This is a genomic window from Brevibacterium pigmentatum, assembly GCF_011617465.1.
GTDB lineage: Bacteria > Actinomycetota > Actinomycetes > Actinomycetales > Brevibacteriaceae > Brevibacterium > Brevibacterium pigmentatum.
Genome location: NZ_CP050153.1, coordinates 1190660 through 1210053 on the forward strand (window position 1 = coordinate 1190660; position 19394 = coordinate 1210053).

Annotated in this window: 17 protein-coding genes; 5 read left to right on the forward strand and 12 right to left on the reverse strand. The window is 64.6% G+C overall.

Annotation, left to right across the window (positions count from 1 at the left end; all coding sequences use genetic code 11):
• Nucleotides 1–427: 427 nt before the first annotated feature.
• The 6 genes from putP to purU all read right to left on the reverse strand — a co-directional run bounded on the left by putP (nt 428) and on the right by purU (nt 7475).
• Nucleotides 428–1948 (reverse strand): sodium/proline symporter PutP, encoded by a 1521-nt coding sequence (putP, locus tag GUY30_RS05340; RefSeq protein ID WP_167194692.1) that lies wholly within the window; start codon nt 1946–1948, stop codon nt 428–430.
• A gap of 119 nt (nt 1949–2067) precedes the next feature.
• Nucleotides 2068–3228, reverse strand: coding sequence for a hypothetical protein (locus GUY30_RS05345; RefSeq protein ID WP_167194695.1), 1161 nt, complete (start codon nt 3226–3228; stop codon nt 2068–2070).
• The gene (locus GUY30_RS05350; RefSeq protein WP_167194697.1) at nt 3225–4376 is read right to left on the reverse strand and encodes a hypothetical protein; all 1152 of its coding nucleotides are present in this window, start codon (nt 4374–4376) and stop codon (nt 3225–3227) included. The genes GUY30_RS05345 and GUY30_RS05350 overlap by 4 nt, the downstream gene beginning before the upstream one ends.
• An 11-nt stretch (nt 4377–4387) precedes the next feature.
• A complete protein-coding gene (locus tag GUY30_RS05355) occupies nt 4388–4810 on the reverse strand; it encodes a hypothetical protein (protein ID WP_167194700.1) in 423 nt (140 codons plus the stop codon).
• Nucleotides 4797–6419 (reverse strand): phenylacetate--CoA ligase family protein, encoded by a 1623-nt coding sequence (locus tag GUY30_RS05360; RefSeq protein WP_167194703.1) that lies wholly within the window; start codon nt 6417–6419, stop codon nt 4797–4799. Before GUY30_RS05360 ends, GUY30_RS05355 begins: the two co-directional genes overlap by 14 nt.
• 204 nt (nt 6420–6623) lie before the next feature.
• Complete coding sequence (gene purU / locus GUY30_RS05365; protein ID WP_167194705.1) at nt 6624–7475, reverse strand: formyltetrahydrofolate deformylase; 852 nt, start codon at nt 7473–7475, stop codon at nt 6624–6626.
• 168 nt (nt 7476–7643) lie between these two features.
• Between purU and glyA the strand changes: the two genes are divergently transcribed.
• Together glyA and GUY30_RS05375 are read left to right on the forward strand one after the other, a co-directional pair.
• A complete protein-coding gene (glyA, locus tag GUY30_RS05370) occupies nt 7644–8918 on the forward strand; it encodes a serine hydroxymethyltransferase (RefSeq protein ID WP_167194708.1) in 1275 nt (424 codons plus the stop codon).
• Nucleotides 8918–9799 carry a bifunctional methylenetetrahydrofolate dehydrogenase/methenyltetrahydrofolate cyclohydrolase gene (locus tag GUY30_RS05375; RefSeq protein WP_167194711.1) on the forward strand — a complete coding sequence of 294 codons (882 nt, stop codon included), beginning with the start codon at nt 8918–8920 and terminating at the stop codon, nt 9797–9799. Before glyA ends, GUY30_RS05375 begins: the two co-directional genes overlap by 1 nt.
• 86 nt (nt 9800–9885) lie before the next feature.
• On the opposite strand, the gene GUY30_RS05380 is transcribed toward GUY30_RS05375, so the two are convergent.
• Nucleotides 9886–10374 (reverse strand): GNAT family N-acetyltransferase, encoded by a 489-nt coding sequence (locus tag GUY30_RS05380; RefSeq protein WP_167194714.1) that lies wholly within the window; start codon nt 10372–10374, stop codon nt 9886–9888.
• Nucleotides 10375–10460: 86 nt separating this feature from the next.
• Between GUY30_RS05380 and GUY30_RS05385 the strand changes: the two genes are divergently transcribed.
• Nucleotides 10461–11276 carry an exodeoxyribonuclease III gene (locus GUY30_RS05385; protein ID WP_167194717.1) on the forward strand — a complete coding sequence of 272 codons (816 nt, stop codon included), beginning with the start codon at nt 10461–10463 and terminating at the stop codon, nt 11274–11276.
• Between the two features lie 262 nt (nt 11277–11538).
• Here the strand turns inward: GUY30_RS05385 and GUY30_RS05390 are convergent, their stop codons facing one another.
• The gene (locus GUY30_RS05390) at nt 11539–11775 is read right to left on the reverse strand and encodes a CstA-like transporter-associated (seleno)protein (protein WP_062244404.1); all 237 of its coding nucleotides are present in this window, start codon (nt 11773–11775) and stop codon (nt 11539–11541) included.
• Entirely contained in the window at nt 11772–13994 is a 2223-nt protein-coding gene (locus tag GUY30_RS05395) for a carbon starvation CstA family protein (RefSeq protein WP_167194720.1), read from the reverse strand. Before GUY30_RS05395 ends, GUY30_RS05390 begins: the two co-directional genes overlap by 4 nt.
• A 243-nt stretch (nt 13995–14237) precedes the next feature.
• Here GUY30_RS05395 and trpS point away from each other — a divergent pair, with 243 nt between their 5' ends.
• Nucleotides 14238–15236, forward strand: coding sequence for a tryptophan--tRNA ligase (gene trpS / locus GUY30_RS05400; protein ID WP_167194723.1), 999 nt, complete (start codon nt 14238–14240; stop codon nt 15234–15236).
• Nucleotides 15237–15238: 2 nt separating this feature from the next.
• Nucleotides 15239–16288 carry an App1 family protein phosphatidate phosphatase gene (locus GUY30_RS05405; protein ID WP_167194726.1) on the forward strand — a complete coding sequence of 350 codons (1050 nt, stop codon included), beginning with the start codon at nt 15239–15241 and terminating at the stop codon, nt 16286–16288.
• 109 nt (nt 16289–16397) lie between these two features.
• On the opposite strand, the gene GUY30_RS05410 is transcribed toward GUY30_RS05405, so the two are convergent.
• From GUY30_RS05410 to GUY30_RS05420, 3 genes are all read right to left on the reverse strand, one after another.
• The gene (locus tag GUY30_RS05410) at nt 16398–17369 is read right to left on the reverse strand and encodes an NAD(P)H-dependent flavin oxidoreductase (RefSeq protein WP_228281706.1); all 972 of its coding nucleotides are present in this window, start codon (nt 17367–17369) and stop codon (nt 16398–16400) included.
• A 196-nt stretch (nt 17370–17565) separates the two neighbouring features.
• Nucleotides 17566–18342, reverse strand: a complete 777-nt coding sequence (locus GUY30_RS05415; protein ID WP_167194732.1) for an enoyl-CoA hydratase — start codon at nt 18340–18342, stop codon at nt 17566–17568.
• Nucleotides 18339–19394 (reverse strand): enoyl-CoA hydratase/isomerase family protein, encoded by a 1056-nt coding sequence (locus tag GUY30_RS05420; RefSeq protein WP_167194735.1) that lies wholly within the window; start codon nt 19392–19394, stop codon nt 18339–18341. Before GUY30_RS05420 ends, GUY30_RS05415 begins: the two co-directional genes overlap by 4 nt.

Here is a 19394-nt window from a genome sequence, read left to right on the forward strand (position 1 = left end):
GGACGTCACACACTTCAGGCGGGCACCCACACAGGTGCCCGCCTGAAGTGTATTCACCGGTGCCTCTGGGTGCCGATGTACGAAACTATCGGGCCGCCTCGGCGGGGTCGGTTTCCACGCACCTGTCCGGCCACCTCGGCGTGATCAATTGCTTTTCGTTCCAATCATCGGTTTCGATCCAGATGATTGGAACGAAAAGCGATTGTTCCGGTACGCAACCTGTGGCTCTCAACGTAATGTCACCGCATGAGTGACCGGCGTCCTCTCTTCTGGGGCGGGCATCTGCGGATGTACCGCGATCCGTTCAGCGCACCGACGGTGGGTAAGCCATGGGTCAGACTGACGTCTCGATATGACGAGGGCCGGGGCGCAATCACGCCCCAGCCTTCGTTCAGCTCGCGTCGGCTCTCACTTCACGAGTCGGTTCTCACCTCACGCGGGAGAGCGCCACGGATTCGTCGAACTCGATGTCAGAGGCCTCGTCGTGCTTGTAGGTGAAGCGGCTGACGACGACCGCGACGATGAGGTTGACGGCGAAGCCGGGGATGATCTCGTAGATCGCGTCCGTCATCGGGGTGCTGACCTGGCCCCAGACGAAGGCCACGACGGCACCGGAGAGCAGACCGAACAGGGCGCCCCAGTTGCTCAGGCGCTTCCAGAACAGGGTGAGCAGGACAATCGGGCCGAACGAGGCGCCGAAACCTGCCCATGCGAAGGCGACGAGGTCGAGGATGCTGTTCGACGGTGAGATCGCGAGGACCACCGCGATGACGGCGACGACGAGCACACCGAGGCGGCCGAGCAGCACGTAGGTCTTGTCCTGGAAAGTCCGCGTGGATCCGGTGCGCAGCGCGACGATCTTGAACAGGTCCTCGATGAGGGCCGACGAGGTGACGACGAGCTGCGAGGAGATCGTCGACATGATCGCCGCCAGCACCGCAGCCAGCACGAGGCCGGCGATGAACGGGTGGAAGAGGATCTGTGCCAGGTCGAGGAAGACGGTCTCGGCGTCGGCGGGTTCCATGTCCGCGTGCTGGGAGAAGTAGGAGATGCCGACGATGGCGGTGGCGATGGCACCGAGCGCGGAGATCGCCATCCATCCGACGCCGATGCGCCGGGCGACGGTGGCGTCGGCGGGAGTGCGCAGAGCCATGAAGCGCACGATGATGTGCGGCTGGCCGAAGTAGCCCAGCCCCCAGGCTAGGGCGGAGACGACGGAGGTGATGGTCGCGAAGGTCCAGAAGCCTTCGGAGCCGAAGAAGTTGAGCAGTCCGGGATCGATCTCGGAGACGTTGCTGATCACGGTTGAGGGGCCACCGGCGTTGATGACGGCGACGATCGGCACTGCCACCAGAGCGGCGAACATCAGCAGCCCTTGGGCGACGTCGGTGAGCGTCGCACCGAGGAATCCGCCGAAGAGGGTGTAGATCATCGTGATCGCGGCGACGAGAAGCATTCCACCGAGGTAGTTGAGCCCGAAGCTCGACTCGAAGAACTTGCCGGCCGCGACCATGCCCGACGAGACGTAGAAGGTGAAGAAGACGAGGATGATGATGCCGCAGACGATGCGCAGCAGTCGTGTCCGATCCTTCAGCCGCTGTTCGAAGAAGCTGGGGATGGTGATCGAGTCGCCCGCCTTCTCCGTGAACGCGCGGAGCCTCGGAGCGACGATCTTCCAATTGACCCAGGCACCGACCGTCAGGCCGATGGCGATCCAGGCCTCGATGAGACCGGAGACGTAGATGGCCCCGGGCAACCCCATCAGCAGCCAGCCGGACATATCCGATGCACCGGCGCTCAGGGCGGCAACGCTGGGTCGCAGTCCGCGCCCGGCGAGCATATAGTCATCGAGATTGTTCTTCGTCTTACGGTAGGCGAACCAGCCGATGGCCAGCATGCCGATGAAGTAGAGGACGATCGCAATCGTGCGGAAAGTGGTTTCCGACATCTGAGCTCAGCTCCTTTGATAGGCCGAGCCGACCTTACAGCACAAGAGGTCGCGGGTGTGAATTCCCTGTGCGCCCATCTCCTGAGTGGATACACCTCCACCTGCCTCCGGCGGCAGGGCTAGAAAGGTGACAATCGAGGTGCTCGGGGGACCGGGGTTGTCGAGGTTCCCACCGAAAAGGCGGCGATCGGCCGATCGCGGAGGCAGGCCGCCAGTTCGCTTCGGACGGTCGGGCTGTCCTTGAGTTCGGAATGGACGTCGACGCGCAACCCGTATCGGTCGAGCATCAGCCAGATTCGGAGCAGGACTCGTCCGACCTCGACTTCGTCCGCGACCGACAGCGCTGGCCGCTCGGGGACGGACAAGATCAGATGGTGCGGATGCCGTCGCTCGGGACGAGCAGCCGTTATGAGTTCCGCCGCCGCAGAAGCCGGAGGAAGACTGTCATTCAGCGAACGTGACGGGCGCGCGAGTCGCGACCGTCGACCTGAGCGTGCCAACCGCCGTTTCGCCGAGTCTGCCGAAGCGACGGGTGCGAGTCCCGCCGAGGCCAGGCCGGTGATCAGGGAATGCAGCCATGGGCGATCGAGAACCGCCGCGGCCCGGGCACCGAGCGGGGAGATGCGCAGACACTCGGCGGTGAGTCCGTCTTGGTGGTAGAGCGGGTCGCCGGCATCGAAGCGCAGCCAGCGCAGAGTCTCGGCAAACACCGCCCGGTCGCCATAGGAATGCAGCGCTGCACGGCGCAGCCATCCGCGCCATGTGCGGTCGGGGACTTCCACGAGGCGCACCCCGGTCTCGGCGATGGCGGTGCGGCAGATCAACATGGCCTTCGCGAAACTGGCTTCCGACCGTTCCAAGGGGCCGCGGTCGACCTGACGATGGTGCAGGTCGGCGACCCCGAAACGGGGCCATGCGGTCCGTGCCGTCGTCTCCGAGCACCTCACTGAGGGGTCGGCCGAGGATTCCGTGGTGGTCAGGCGCAGGTGGATGTCCAAGGTGGGACCGCGTCCTCGTACGGTGACGAATTCGGTGCGCACTCCCGCCTCGGCAGCGGCGATGACCAGCGATTCCAGCCAACAGCCCATGCCCAGGTGGAGGTCCTCGCTGCGCGGGTCCCCGTGCGGCAGCAGGCGAGCGGGGTCGACGCCGACCCGCACCTGCGCGGCCGCAGGCGTGCAATCCATGATTTCGGGGACCCACGGCTGGGTGTTGTGGGCCGATGGGGCGGAAGCCGCAACGGTGAAGAGTGACTCGATGAGGGCGGTGGTCAGTGTCAATGGTGCTCCTCGGGCGAGGACGGGGACAGTTGGCGATCGACGAACACGAGCCGGTGCATCTTCCTGCCGCCGGAGCGGGCGAAGACCGCCGCCGAGGCGGGATTGTCCTCCGCGATGAACGTCACCCGCAGCCGTCGGTATCCTTTGGCGATCAGCGCGGAGTTGAGGTCCCTGATTGCGAGGCTGAGCAGGCCCGATCCCTGATGGCGGGGGTCGGTGCCTTGGATGATGAGCACGGCGTCTCTCATCGTGTGACGGTGCCGGAGCAGGTCGAGGAAGGCTCGCACACCGAGGCGGCCGCCGTGGCGGCGCAGGATCGGCGCCGGGTCGGGGATGACGAGTGCGAAGCAGCGAGGTGGAGCGTCGGCGGGATCATGCGCACCGGTGATATCGATGATGAGGTCGGGATCCATCAGGGCGGACAGGCCCTGCATCTGTGAACGCAGCTGTGAGGGTGAGATAGCGGTGTAATAGGGCAGAGAGGCGAAGGCCGAGTTGAGAGTCGGCAGCAGCCGGTCGGCGAAACGGCGCAGACCGAATCGAGAGACACGGCGCCGTCGCAGGCCCAGGCGCTGCCATTCGGCGGCGGTGACCGCGGTGGCTCGGGCGGCGGGAATGGAACCGACGGGCACCTCCCACGTGTGTGCGAGCCCCCAGGCCTCGAACCCGGCTTCGGCGAACGTCGGCCAGCAGAAAGCGGGATTCCATGCGGAGTCGAAGAAGCCGGGACGATCGACTCCGTCGGTGAGCAGACCTCCGGTGACGTTGGGCAGGGGAGAGACCGGACCGAAGATCCGTGATGCTCCCACCTGCTCGGCGCGCTCGACGAGGAATGAGATCACCCCGCTCAGTGCCTCGGCGTCGATGGCTTCTGCTGCGCCGAAGAACAGAGGCGGCGTAGAAGCGTGAGCGGAATCCAACTCGGCTGCCAGGGCAGCGGAACGGTGGCACATGACTCGGGCCGCCGTTACTCCCTGTTCGCTGTCGAACAGCCACAGTTCGACGGGCTCGTCGAACCACCCTCGGCCTGTGAACCAGTCGCGGATATCGGCGGCGAAGAGAGGCACATAGTGGTCCTCTTCGCCGCGTGCCCGCGCCAGGCGTGGGGCCAGGTCGATGAACTCTGCGAGATCGGCCCGGTCGCTCACCCGCCGCGGTCTCATTCGGAACTGAGCTTCGTGAATTCGTCGATCATGCCCAATCGGCCGTCCTCGGCGCGGAACTCGCCATTCGTGTATCCCCATTCCTCGGCCGTGAGGATCCTGATGAAGCCGCCTCGGGCCGGGGAGTCCTTGCCGCTGCCAACGAGCCACTTCATGATCTCCCGATGCTCGGGGGTGCGCGCATATGCCAGCAGGTCGTCACGGGTGGCGAAGGCGACCATCAGCCCGATCCGGTCGGGGAACTCGAAGTAGCTGCGGTGCCACAGATACCCGGGTGCGGCCTTCAGCCCCTTGGCCACTCGCGGCCACCGCCGCAGCTGGCCCACCATCGCCAGCGGATTGCGGTAGCGGTTCGCTCCGAGGAAGAACGCTTTGGCTCGAGCCTGGGGCGGAGCCTGGGAGAAATCATTCGATCGCATCGTCACCCTCCTGTGTTCTCTGAACATAGACGTTCTTGATCTTCGTGGTCGCAGTTTCGAACGGCCCGGTGGCGTGGTCGTGGATCTCGACGTGGATCTCCGCGGTCGACGGGTCCTCGTCCAAGCTCTGCTTGAAGTCCCTCGACACCGACGCCAGGTGCCCGAGCACCCCGGCACGGATCGTCCCGGCCAGCTTCTGCCGTGCGGCTGCGTCCATGGTCGGGGCCTCTTCCCGCAGTTGGATGTGCAGGGCGGGGCGCTGTTCATGGCCGGCGATCTCGCGCAGTTCGATGCGGAAGGACTCGATGAGGTGGGCTTGGGGATTGTCTCTGTAGAGTCCGTTCTCGATGTCGAGGGGATAGATGTTGGCACCCATATACGAGATCGTCGAATCCGCGCGCCCGAACAGCACCACGAACGGCAGCTTCATCCCATTGCCCGCGAATGCCGCCGAGCATGCCCGAGCCAGAGCCGGATGGCGGCGTGTGAGCGCGACCATGGTGGGGAAGTCGATGAGCGTGGCCTCGTCGCCGATGTTGTAGCGCAGCCGCGGACTCATCACCGCAGCCGAGTTGATCGTGGCGACCAGCTCACCGTCGTCGGTGGTCTCCAGGTAGGTCTCCAGGGGGTTGTACTGGAAGACCATCGGCACACGCGACTCGTCGACACCGAGGACATCGGCACGGAAGTCGAGATCGTGGGCCAGCGCCCGGCGGATGACGACCGAGAGGTCGGATTCGCCGGCCATCCCGATCGTCAGGTCGCTGGCGCCGTACCCGGAGTACACCCGGTCGAAACGCACCTCGAGGTAGTCGCGCAGACCCTCCGTCATCGCCTCCCCGCCGACGAACCCATTGAGCCGGAAGTCGGCCCATTTCTCGGGTTCGGAGTCCATCCGGTCGACGAGATGTTTGAGGAACGGAGGATAGGCGCTGATGAGGTAGGTGTGGTTCTGTCCGAAGTGCTGCATCGTGTCGAGGATCTTCTCGAGGTCCGGACCCGTGTTCTTCACCATTGCCACTTTGGCCATGGCCAGTCCCGTATTCGTTCCCGTCGCCCAGGCCCCCATCGAGAAGGCGTTGATGCAGAACAGGTCTTTGTGGTCGAAGAGCATCGTGACGTAGCCGGCGACGTTCTTATGGACGGTGTCGAGCTCCTTCTTCGACCGCATCCAGTTGAACGGGGTGCCCGAGGAACCCGAGGACTCGTCGACGACGGTGCCGACGCGGTCGATGCGACCGTCCCAGCAGCGATGTTCCTCGCTGTAGCGGCGGACGAACTCGTCCTTCGACGTCGGTGTGTAGGCCTCGAGGTCCCACCACCGGAATTCGAAACCGGAGCGCGCCAGGTAGTCCTGGTATGCGGGCACATCGAGGGAGGCCTGCTGGCAGATCATCCACGCATTGAGCTTCGCGAACGGTTCGAGTCTCGGGTTGTAATGGCGTGCGGTGAATCGCCAGATCGCCGGGTGAGCTCGGTAGGCGCCATAGGCGGCGGTGAGTCCGACATTCGCCAATCGCAGCACGGCTTGGCGGGCCAGGTTCACCGGACCGCGGGGGATCGGCAGACGACGGAGTTCGGCTTCTGGAGTGAGGTGGGTCTCTCTCATGGTTCGAGGCTAACCCAGCCTTCGGGCCATTGATACGGAAATTCGGAAGATGTGCCAGAACCGCATCACACGACGTTGCGCACCCCGACCATCACCGAGGCGGCCCACCGAACGACGGATCACCTCGGCGAAGTGGTCCGAAACGGTCGATCCTCTCACCGAGGCGGTCCGGTACCGGTTCCGCCGCCTCGGGGAGGTGACGGGTCAGTCGAAGACGACCGTGCGGTGGCCGTCCATGAGGACACGGCCCTCCGCGTGCCAGGCAACGGCCCGGGCGAGCACGGCCGCCTCGACGTCCTGACCGTGGCGGACGAAATCGGCGATCGCCTGATTGTGATCGACGCGGGCCACATCCTGTTCGATGATCGGACCCTCGTCGAGGTCACTGGTGACATAGTGGGCGGTCGCCCCGATGATCTTCACACCTCGGGCATGCGCCTGGTGGTAGGGCTTCGCGCCCTTGAAGCTCGGCAGGAACGAATGGTGGATGTTGATGACTCGACCTTCGAGGCGGTCGCAGAGTTCGGGGGAGAGGATCTGCATGTACCGGGCCAAGACGATGAGTTCGACATCGAGGTCGTCGACGAGGGCGGAGAGCCTCGCCTCGGCTTCGGCCTTCGTGTCCCGGGTGATCGGAATATGGTGGAAGTCGTGGCCGTGGAATTCGGCGAGCGGTCGCAGATCGTCATGGTTGCCGGCGATGCCGACGATGTCGATGGGCAGCTGACCGGCCGAATGCCTGAACAGCAGAGTGTTGAGGCAGTGGGCGGCCTTGGACACCATGATGAGTGTGCGAGTCTTCTTCTCCACCGGCTGCAGTCTCACGGTCATCGCGAACCGGGGAGCCACCTCGGCGAGGGCGTCTTCCACGGTCCGGGCCGAGGTCTCGGAGGACGTCGAGAACTGGACGCGCAGGAAGAACTGGCGGGAATCGGGGGAGGAGAACTGCTGCGATTCGGTGATGTTGCCGCCGAGCCCAGCGAGCACCCCGGTCACGGCATGGACGATGCCGGTCGAATCGGGGCAGGTGACTCTTAAGATCCATTCGCAGCTCATGGTCCCGATCCTAATCGGTGGCTGCGCTCAACGCCCACTCCGAGTCGCCATCCGGATGGCGGTCGCGGCCCCGGAACCAGGCGGTGTCGCTGTTAGCATGGTGCCGGGTGACGGCCGCACCTTGCGCGCTGCCTCGCTCCCATCATCGGATGCCACAGGAGAGTACTCATGACCGAAAACTCGATGCAGGCTTCGCTTGCCGACATCGACCCGCAGATTGCCGAAGTCCTCGACCTCGAGCTGGGCCGCCAGCGTTCGACACTCGAGATGATCGCCTCGGAGAATTTCGTCCCCCGCGCCGTGCTGGAAGCACAGGGGTCGGTGCTGACGAACAAGTACGCCGAGGGCTATCCCGGTAAGCGCTACTACGGCGGCTGCGAACACGTCGACGTGGCAGAGAACCTCGCCATCGACCGTGCCAAGAGCCTCTTCGGCGCCGAATACGCGAACGTCCAGCCTCATTCCGGCGCCTCGGCCAACGCCGCAGTCATGCACGCCCTGGCTCGTCAGGGTGACAAGATGCTCGGTCTGTCCCTGGCCCACGGCGGTCACCTCACCCACGGCATGAAGATCAACTTCTCCGGTCGCCTCTACGATGTCGCCTCCTATGAGGTCGACCCCGACACCTACCGCATCGATATGGACAAGGTGCGCGAGAAGGCCCTCGAACACCGCCCCGAGGTCATCGTCGCCGGCTGGTCGGCCTACCCCCGTCAGCTGGACTTCCAGGCCTTCCGCGATATCGCCGACGAAGTCGGTGCGAAGCTGTGGGTCGATATGGCGCACTTCGCCGGACTCGTGGCCGCCGGCCTGCACCCGAACCCCGTGCCCTTCGCCGATGTCGTGTCCTCGACGGTGCACAAGACCATCGGCGGACCCCGTTCCGGCTTCATCCTCGGCAAGGAGGAATACGCGAAGAAGCTCAACTCCGCTGTCTTCCCCGGCCAGCAGGGCGGACCGCTCATGCATGTCATCGCAGCGAAGGCCGTGGCCTTCAAGCTCGCGGCGGCTGCCGAGTTCAGGGAACGTCAGGAACGCACCGTGCGCGGCGCTCAGATCCTGGCCGAACGCCTCCTGGCCTCCGATGTCGCCGAGGCCGGAGCCACCGTGCTCACCGGCGGCACCGATGTCCACCTCGTGCTCGTCGATCTGCGAAACTCCGCCCTCGACGGACAGCAGGCAGAGGACCTTCTGCACTCGGTCGGCATCACCGTCAACCGCAATGCCGTGCCCTTCGACCCGCGCCCGCCGATGGTCACCTCCGGGCTGCGCATCGGCACCCCGGCCCTGGCCACCCGCGGATTCGGCGACGAGGAGTTCACCGTCGTCGCCGACGTCATCGCCGAGGCGCTCAAGCCGGGTGCCGATGTGGAGGCACTCGCTGCTCGCGTGAAGAAGCTCAGCGACGAATTCCCTCTCTACGAGGGCCTGGAGCAGTATTGATGAGTGCACAGATCCTCGACGGCAGAGCCTGTGCGAAGCAGATCAAGGCCGAACTCACCGAGGCCGTGGCGACCCTGGCGGAGTCCGGAATCGTCCCGGGCCTCGGCACCGTCCTGGTGGGGGAGGACCCCGGATCGAAGTGGTACGTCGCGGGCAAGCACCGTGACTGCGCCGAGGTCGGGATCCAGTCGATCCGCCGTGACCTTCCGGAGTCGGTGAGCCAGGACGAGCTGCTGGCCGTCATCGACGAGCTCAACAACGATGACGCGTGCACCGGATACATCGTGCAGCTTCCGCTGCCGGACCACATCGACACCGACACGATCCTCGAGGCCATCGATCCGGCCAAGGACGCCGATGGTCTGCATCCGACGAATCTCGGACGACTCGTACTCAACGTCAATTCGGAGATCACCACTCCGTTGCCGTGCACTCCGCGCGGAGTCATCGAACTGATCACCCGCAACGGCATCGAACTGGCCGGCAAGCATGTCGTGGTCATCGGTCGCGGGGTCACCGTGGGCCGGTCCATCGGTGCGCTGCTGACGCGGCGTGAGCACAATGCGACCGTGACCCTGACACACACCGGCACCCGCAACCTCGATGAGCTGCTGGCTCAGGCCGATGTCATCGTCGCGGCCGCCGGTGCGGCTCGAATCGTGAAGGCCGAGGCAGTCAAGCCGGGAGCGATCGTCCTCGACGTCGGCGTCTCGCGTGAGACTGACCCGGAGACGGGGAAGTCGAAGATCGTCGGAGACGTCGATCCCGCGGTCGCCGAGGTGGCGTCCTGGGTCTCCCCGAACCCGGGAGGCGTCGGTCCGATGACTCGAGCTCTGCTGCTCAAGAACGTCGTCGACACCGCCCAACGCTCCGCCACCTAACCCCTATTACTACCTGACGGCGGCCCAGCAACCTCGCGCGAGGTTGCTGGGCCGCCGTCAGGTAGTTCTGGGAGGTTGTTGGTGGGTCAGTCCTCGGCGAGCTTGAGCTCGAAGAAGACGCGCGGATTGCCCGCACCGGCGTAGTCCTCGATGAGCTCGCCGCTGAAGCCCATGGAGGAGTGGAAGGAGATCGCACCTGACGACTCCGGCATCGTCGTCGCCTGCACCGAGGCGACTCCGAGCTGACGGGACCGGTCGATGAAGTGCTGGTAGAGGTGACGGCCGATGCCCTGGTGACGGAAATCCGAGCGTGCTGCGACCAGGTGGATGTAGGCGGGTCCTTCGTGTGGAATGACCCCGAGCAGGTAGCCGACGATCTCCGAGCGGTAGCGGGCAACGAGTCCCGAGGTGACGAACTGACGGAACCAGTAGGCGTCGTGGTCACCGCTGAGATCGCGGTCTCCCCAGAATTTCGCCTGGGCGTCGAGCAGGAATTCGCGCATCTCGCGGGCGTCGACCTCATCGAGCGGACTGATGCTCAGCTGCTCGGTATCAATAGTTTCGTCAACGGCCATTGCGCCTCCTGATGTGTTCGTTCTTACCCTCACTCTATAACGCCCTGTCCCGGAAGAATAGTGCGCTCCATGTCATCATAGATCACATGATTCGGATTGCTTCAGTCAACGTCAACGGAGTCCGCGCAGCATGGCGAAAGGGGATGCCCACCTGGGTCGATGCCGCGAAACCGGACTTCATCACTCTCCAGGAGGTGCGCGCCGCCAACGATATCGCGCACGGTGTCCTTGCCGACACGGGCTACACCACGATCAGCCACGACGCGGAGGCCAAGGGCCGCGCCGGCGTCGCCGTGATGGCCCGCACCGAACCCGAGGCGGTGCGTGAGGGACTCGGCGACGACGGCTACTTCGACCGGGCCGGACGATGGGTGGAGACGGACTACCGCCTCGGCGACGGATCGCTGCTGACCCTCGTGTCCGCCTACGTCCACTCCGGCGAGGCCGACACTCCCAAGCAGGACGACAAGTACCGATTCCTCGACCGCATGATCGAACGGATGCCGCAGCTGGCGCAGACCGCCGACCACGTCCTCATCACCGGCGACCTCAACGTCTGCCACACCGAGCGTGACCTGAAGAACTGGAAGGCCAACCGGAAGAAGTCGGGATTCCTGCCGGAGGAGCGCGCCTATTTCGACAGGTTCTTCGGTGAGATCGGGTATGTCGACGTCCACCGCCGGCTCAGCGGCGACGTCGACGGCCCCTACACCTGGTGGTCGATGCGCGGACAGGCCTTCGACAATGACACGGGATGGCGCATCGACTACCAGATGGCCACCCCGGCCCTGGCCGAGGCCGCGGTCAAGGCCACCGTGGACAAGGCCGACAGCTGGGCCGAACGCTGGTCGGACCACGCTCCGCTGGTCATCGACTACGACCTCCCCTCCGTCCAGTCCTGACCCCGCCATATCCGTCCGCCTGCAGGCAGACCTCGCCGAGGCGGCTCCCCGAGATCTGTTCACTGACGGGGCCACCGCGGCAGTCCCGCGCAGGAGCGGCAACCCTGTGCCGCCGCGGCAGTTCCGCTCAGGCGCGATCGGCGGGCCGCGACACTTAAATAGCCGGGACGCACAAAGAGCCCGGGGCTCAGGACGAAATGTCCTCAAGCCCCGGGCTCTTCGCCGACTGCTCACCGTTCAGAGACTGCGGCGATCGCGAATCTCAGCAGCAGCGTGCCTTGGGATTGCGGTCCTGCTCATCGGTGAGGTCACGCCAGAACGCCTTCTCCTCCATCGCACCCTCACGAGTGCCGTGGCGGCGCTCGTAGGATTCGAGGTAGTGGATATAGGCGTTCTCGCCCATGATCTCCTTGAGGTACCAGTGCAGCCAGGCGACGCCTCGTCGCAGCGATCCCCACGGATCATTGGCGATGCGGCTGAGCGGATGTGCAGTGCTCATTCCTTCTGCCTTCCTGCCTCGTGGTCGTCCCACTGTGCCTGCAGCTCGCGCTCGGGCTTGCGCGCGATGAGACCGGCCGGAGCGAATTTCTTCGTCTCGACGAAAGGTTCCTCCGTCGTCGGCAGGGACCCCTTCTTAATGGCCTCGATGGACTTCCAGACTGCCATGACGACGACCATCGCGACAAGGAGTGCGAAGACGATCGACAGGGTGCCCTGGACGAAGGTGTTGCGAACGACGGCGCTCATTGCCGCAACTCCTTCGGTGTTGCCCATCGAGGTCTCTCCGGCGGCCAGCGCGTCCTTGTAGGCGAAGTGCTGAGCCCAGTACCCGAGCTTCGGGTCGGAGGAGAAGATCTTCTGCCACGAGGCGACCATCGTGACCAGCAGATCCCAGACGAGGGGAATGCCCGGGATCCACGCCCACTTGGCCAGGCCCATCTTGCACACGATGGCGAAGATGACGGCCAGGGCGATTGCGGCCAACAGCTGGTTCGAGATGCCGAAGAGCGGGAACAGCGTATTGATGCCGCCGAGGGGGTCGGTGACACCCATGAGCAGGATCGATCCCCAGGCGGCGACCATGACCGCGGTCGTCAGCCAGGCACCCGGAGTCCACGAGGGATCCCGGAACTTCTTGGAGAAGTTGCCGAGCGCATCCGAGAGCATGAAGCGGGCCACGCGGGTGCCCGCATCGATCGTGGTGAGGATGAACAGGGCCTCGAACATCACGGCGAAGTGGTACCAGAACGACATCCAGGCCGGTCCGCCGAAGACGTTGTGGAGGATATGCGCCATTCCCATCGCCAGAGTCGGGGCACCGCCGGTGCGGGAGACGATGCTCTCCTCACCGACGTCCTTGGCCGCCTGATCGAGCACTTCAGGACTCGTCTCCACTCCGGACATGCCCAAGGAGTTGTTGATGAAGTCCGAGGCACCCTGCACCGTTCCGCCGGTGAGCGGTTCGGCGGCATTCATCGCGAAGTAGAGACCCTTGTCGAGGCAGATCGCGGCGACGAGCGCCATGATCGCGACGAAGGACTCCATGAGCATTCCGCCGTAGCCGATGAGGCGAGCCTGCGTCTCCTTCTCGATGAGCTTCGGAGTCGTTCCCGAGGAGATGAGGGCGTGGAAGCCCGACAACGCTCCGCAGGCGATGGTGATGAACAGGAACGGGAACAGGGCACCTGCGAATGCCGGACCAGCCGTGTTGAATGCGAACTCGGTCAGTGCGGGCATCTGCACGGTCGGGTTGACGATGAGGATGCCTACGGCCAGCAGCACGATGGTGCCGATCTTCATGAACGTCGACAGGTAGTCGCGCGGGGCCAGCAGCACCCACACCGGCAGCACGGCGGCGAGGAAGCCGTAGATCATCAGGCACCAGGCCAGAGTCACCTTGTCGAGGTGGAAGACCTCGGACCAGAACGGCGAGTTGTGGACCCAGCCGCCGGCGACGATCGCGATGACGAGCAGCACGATGCCGATGACCGAGGTCTCGACGACCTTGCCGGGACGCAGGTAGCGCATATAGATGCCCATGAACACGGCGATCGGAATGGTCATCGCGATGGAGAAGACGCCCCAGGGGCTTTCGGCGAGTGCGTTGATGATGACGACGCCGAGGACCGCGATGAGGATGACCATGATGAGGATGATGCCGATGGAGGCGATGATTCCGCCCGTGCGGCCGAGCTCATCGCGGGTCATCTGTCCCAGCGAGCGGCCGTTGCGGCGCATGGAGAAGAACAGGACCATATAGTCCTGGACACCGCCGGCGAGGATGACGCCGAAGACGATCCACAGGGTTCCGGGCAGGTAGCCCATCTGGGCGGCGAGGATCGGTCCCACGAGCGGGCCGGCGCCGGAGATCGCGGCGAAGTGGTGGCCGAACAGGACTCGGCGATCGGTCGGCGCGAAGTCGCGGCCGTTGTCGTTGAGCTCTGCCGGGGTGGCGCGCTTCGGATTCGGGCGGCAGATCTTCCATTCGATGAGCTTCGCGTAGAAGCGGAAGCCGATGAGGTAACTGCCGACGGCTGCAGCGACGAACCAGCTGGCGGACAGCTCTTCACCGCGCACGAACGCGATCATCGACCAGCCCGCGCCGGCGATGAGGGCGATGACCACCCACAGCACGATCTTCGCCGGTGTCCAGCGTGGCCTCTCGACCACGGCGACCGGCGGAAGGTCGTCCTCGGTCTTGATGTATTCGACCGACATAGTCCTCCTCCTTGAGAGATGACGCATCAGATCCGTAGGAGATGACGCGTCGGGATTGTTGAGTTCTCAGCATGATCAGACCCTCGCTGGCCGCTGCTCGACAGATGTTCGAGAACTGGGAGACGCCTTGGCGAATCATGTGATCTGGTACGAACTATACCGCTGGTCCGCAGCCGAGCGTGATCCCCGCCACCAGACCGGACGCCTGAACAGAGCCGACAGGGGAGATGGCATCATAGGACTATGACGAACTCTTCACAGCCACGCACTGTCTCAGGTATCCAAGCCACCTCCGATTCCCTTCATCTCGGCAACTACATCGGAGCCCTGCAGCAGTTCGTGACTCACCAGGAGTCGCACGATGCTTTCTACTTCATCGCGAACATGCACGCGATCACCGTCGAGCAGGACCCGGCCGAATTGCGGGAACGTACCCTGCGCACGGCCGCGCAGTTCATTGCCGCCGGACTCGACCCGGAGAAGTCGACGATCTTCGTCCAGTCCCAGGTGCCTGCCCATCCGCAGCTGTCCTGGGTTCTCGAATGCACCACCTCGATGGGTGAGGCGAGCCGGATGACCCAGTTCAAGGACAAGTCCGCGAAGCAGGAGCATGTGTCCCTGGGACTGCTCACCTACCCGGCGCTGATGGCCGCCGACATCCTCCTGTACAACCCGCAGCTCGTTCCCGTCGGCGAGGACCAGCGCCAGCACCTCGAGCTGACCCGCAACCTCGCCGAACGCTTCAACTACCGGTTCGGCAAGACATTCACCGTTCCCGAGGCGCAGATCCTCAAAGCGACCGCGAAGATCTACGATCTGCAGAATCCTGGCGCGAAGATGTCGAAGTCCCAGCCCAGCCCGCAGGGACGTATCGACATCCTCGATGACGCGAAGGCCCTGACGAAGAAGATCAAGTCCGCCGTGACCGACGACGGAACCGAGATCGCCTTCGACCAGGAAAACAAGCCGGGAGTATCGAACCTGCTGACGATCTATTCCTCCCTGACCTCGCGCTCGGTCGACGATATCGTCGCCGAGTACGAAGGGAAGATGTACGGTCACCTCAAGGTCGACCTCGCCGAGGTGGCCGTGGAGACACTGACACCCGTGCGGGAGCGCACGGTGGAACTCCTCGAGGACCGGGCTCAGCTGCAGACGATCCTCGACCGCGGGGCGGAGAAGGCCAGCACTATCGCCGAGGCGACCCTGCGCGAGGTCTATGACAAGATCGGCTTCATCTGATCGTGGGGAAGAAGAAACCCGACGAGGGACCGCTCAACCTCACACCGGATATGCTCCACACCGCTGCGCGGGTGGAGGACCGGTTCAACGGCTGGATCCAGAATCGGGCCACCGACCACGCCTACCAGCGCACCGTCATCGCCTATGACACCTATGGCGGAACCGGCTGGGTGCGGGTGCTCGGGCGACTGGTGCTCACCCCGAACGGTCAGCCGGCCGCCGATGTCCACGCGAGCATCCGCGGGTGGAAGTCCTTCGTCAGCGTGCCTCTGCCCAATGACACGGCGTGGGTGCGGGTCAACGACGAAGAGCATATGGTCACTGCCGACCGCGGCGGCATCATCGACACCGTGATCCCCGGAGACTTCGAACCGGGGGAGACGGAGATCGAACTGTGGACCGACGGTTCGCTCGTCGATTCGGCTGCCGTGCGTATCATCGGTGAGGATTCGACCTTCGGCATCATCTCCGATATCGACGATACGGTCATGGTCACGTCGTTGCCGAGACCCTTCCTCGCCGCGTGGAACACCTTCGTGCTCAGCGAGCACGCACGGTCCCCGGTGGCGGGAATGGCCGTGCTCTATGACCGCATCACATTCATGCGCCCGGACACTCCGATGGTCTACCTGTCGACGGGAGCGTGGAACTCGGCGCTGACGCTCAAGCGCTTCCTCTCCCGCAATCTCTATCCGATGGGTCCGCTGCTTCTCACCGACTGGGGGCCGACGACGACCCGGGTATTCCGGTCGGGCAAGGAGCACAAGCGCAATTCGCTGGAACGTCTGGCCAGGGAATTCCCGTGGATGAAGTGGCTGCTCATCGGCGACGACGGACAGAACGACGAGGAGATCTACGGGGAGTTCGTTGAGAACCACCCGAAGAACGTCGCCGCCGTCGCGATCCGACAGCTCACCGTCGGTGAGGCCGTGTGGGCCGGTGGACGGTCGAAGCGTCACGGTCGCGGCCAAGGCGTGCCGTGGATCTATGCCCCCGACGGTGCCGGCCTGGCCTCCCGCCTGACCGAACGGGGAATCATCTCGACCGTCTGAACAGAACCTCACTACTACCTGACGGCGGCCCAGCAACCTCGCGCGAGGTTGCTGGACCGCCGTCAGGTAGCAATTGGGGCTGAGGTGGTCTTTGAGGCGCTCGGTCGGATCAGCGCAGCTGTGCGAGCAGCTGCTGCTTCGCCTCATCGAACTGAGCGGCGAAGGTCTCGACGAGCTCAGCGGTCGTCCGCTGCTGTCCGAGCGCGCCGATGCCTTGGCCCGAGCCCCAGATGTCACGCCATGCTTTTGCATCCGAGTTCGGGTCGGAAGCGAAGTTCATCTTCGAAGGATCCGACTCCGGCAGATTGTCCGGGTCGAGGCCCGAGGCTTCGATGGATCCGCGCAGGTAGTTGCCCTTCACCCCGGTGAAGTAGTTCGAGTACACGACGTCATCGGCGCCGGACTCGACGACCATCTTCCGGTAGTCCTCGACGACATTCGCCTCGGGCGTCGACAGGAAGGCCGAGCCGACGTAGGCGAGATCGGCGCCGGCGGCCAGGGCCGCGAGGATCGAGCGGCCGTGGGCGATGGCGCCCGAGAGCAGCAGGGGGCCGCCGAACCAGGAGCGGATCTCCTGGACCAGAGCGAACGGAGACTGTGCCCCGGCATGCCCGCCGGCACCGGCGGCCACGGCGATGACGCCGTCGGCGCCCTTTTCGATGGCCTTGTTAGCGAAGCGGTTGTTGATGACGTCGTGGAGGACGATGCCGCCGTAGGAATGGACGGCTTCGTTGACCTCTTCACGGGCACCGAGCGAGGTGATCACGATCGGCACCTGGTGGCGGACCACCTCGGCGAGGTCCTCCTCGAGGCGATTGTTCGAACGGTGGACGATGAAGTTGACCGCGTACGGAGCGGCAGGCTGCTCCGGATTCGCCGCGGTGTGGGCGGCATTCGATTCGGAGATCTCATCGAGCCAGTCGGTCAGCTGCGAAGCCGGACGGGCGTTGAGAGTGGGGAACGATCCGACGATTCCCGCCTGGCACTGAGCCTTGACCAGTTCGGGCCCTGAGGCGATGAACATGGGGGAGCCGACGACGGGCAGACGGAGTTGGGAGCGCAGATCGGTGAAGGTTGTCACGGTGCCTCCTTGCGAAGATTCATGCATACGCCCACTCTAACCGAACGATTGTTAAATGCGATACACAACACATTATCGCTCGTGATCTTCGGCTCGGAATCTCCGGCAGCAGACACGACAGCGGCGCGGCCTCCGCAATGAAGACCGCGCCGCTGTGCTCGCGTTCGCTCGAGGCCCGAGCGGCCCCTGCCGGAACTCAGGAATCCGTGAAGTTCGGGTCCCGCTTCTCGACAAAGGCGGCCATGCCCTCGGACTGATCATTCGTGGCCAGCGAGGAGTGGAAGAGGCGACGCTCGTAGCGCAGGCCCTGTTCGAGGGTCGTCTCGAATGCGGTGTTCACCGCTTCCTTGACCATCGCCGAGGCGATCCGGGACTTGCTCGCGATCGTCTGGGCGATCTCGTTGGCCGTCTCCAGCAGTGCTTCAGGCTCGACGACGCGAGCGACGAGTCCGGAGCGTTCGGCCTCCTCGGCGCCCATCATCCGGCCGGTCAGGCACATGTCCATGGCCTTGGCCTTGCCGACGGCGCGGGTCAGGCGCTGGGATCCGCCCATGCCCGGGAGCACACCGAGGTTGATCTCGGGCTGTCCGAACTTCGCCTTCGTCGACGCGATGAGGATGTCGCCCATCATCGCCAGTTCGCAGCCGCCGCCCAGGGCGTAGCCGCCGACAGCCGTGATGACCGGCTTGCGCACATCGGTCAGCCGGGTCCACCCGGCGAACCAGTCGGCCTTATACGCGGTCGAGAAGTCGAGGCTCGACATCTCCTTGATATCGGCGCCGGCGGCGAAGGCCTTCTCGCTGCCGGTGATGACGATCGCCTTGACCGAATCATCGGCGTCGTAGGCGGTCGCGGCATCGGTGATGTCGGTGAGCACCTGCAGATTCAGCGCATTGAGCGCCTTCGGCCGGTTGATCGTGATGGTGGCGACACCGTCGGTGACGTCGGTGAGGATGGTTTCGAATTCGCTCATGAGAACACCTTGTCTTCCTGGTCGGTAGTGAGGATCGAGTGGACCTGCTCGTCGCTGACCTCGGCCAGCGAGGCGGGATTCCACTGCGGGTTGCGGTCCTTGTCGATGACCTGCGCGCGGATGCCTTCCTTGAGGTCCGGCAGCCCGGTGAGGGCCACGGCCACGCGGTAGTCCTGTTCGAGGACCTCGGCCAGCGTCATCTTCTCAGCATTGCGGATCGCGGCCAAGGTCACCTTCACCGAGGTCGGAGCCTTCGTGCGGATGAGCTCCGCGGTGGCCTGGGCGTCGGGGTTCTCGTGCGCGGCGAGAGCCGCGACGATGGCCTCGGCGTCGTCGCCGACGTAGCAGGCGTTGATCCAGTCGGCCGCCTCGGCGAGATCATCGGCAGGCGCCTCCCCGGCGTAGTTGCCGAGAACGGATTCGAGGTCCTGGCCGGCGGTGAGGTCGGCGATGAGGTCGGGGATCTGCGCATCGGGGACGAAGTAGTCGGCGAGCCCGAGACTGATTGCGGTGCCGGCTCCGACGGGCTGTCCGGTCAGTGCGAGGTGTGTGCCGAACTCTCCGGGACTGTTGGCCAGCAGGTGCGTGCCGCCGACGTCGGGGAAGAGTCCGATTCCTGTCTCCGGCATCCCGACCTTCGTGGAATCGGTGACGATGCGGTGCGATCCGTGGCCGGAGATGCCGACTCCGCCGCCCATCGTGATGCCGTTCATGATGACGACGTAGGGCTTGGGGAACTCGGAGATCGCGTGGTTCATCTTGTATTCGCGATTCCAGAACTTCGCGTTCTCGTCGCTGCCGGCCACGATGTCGTTGTACACGGCCTTGATGTCGCCGCCAGCGCACAGTCCGCGTTCCCCGCGACCGGTGACGAGGACGATTTTGACCGCGTCATCGTCACGCCACGCGTTGAGAGCGTCATCGATGGCACCCACCATGTCCTGGCTGAGCGCATTGATCAGTTTCGGTTTGTTGAGTTCGATCCGGCCCACCCCGTTGGTGACCGAGGCGATGACGGAGTCATCCGCCTGCTTCGTCGAAGGTTCTGTCAT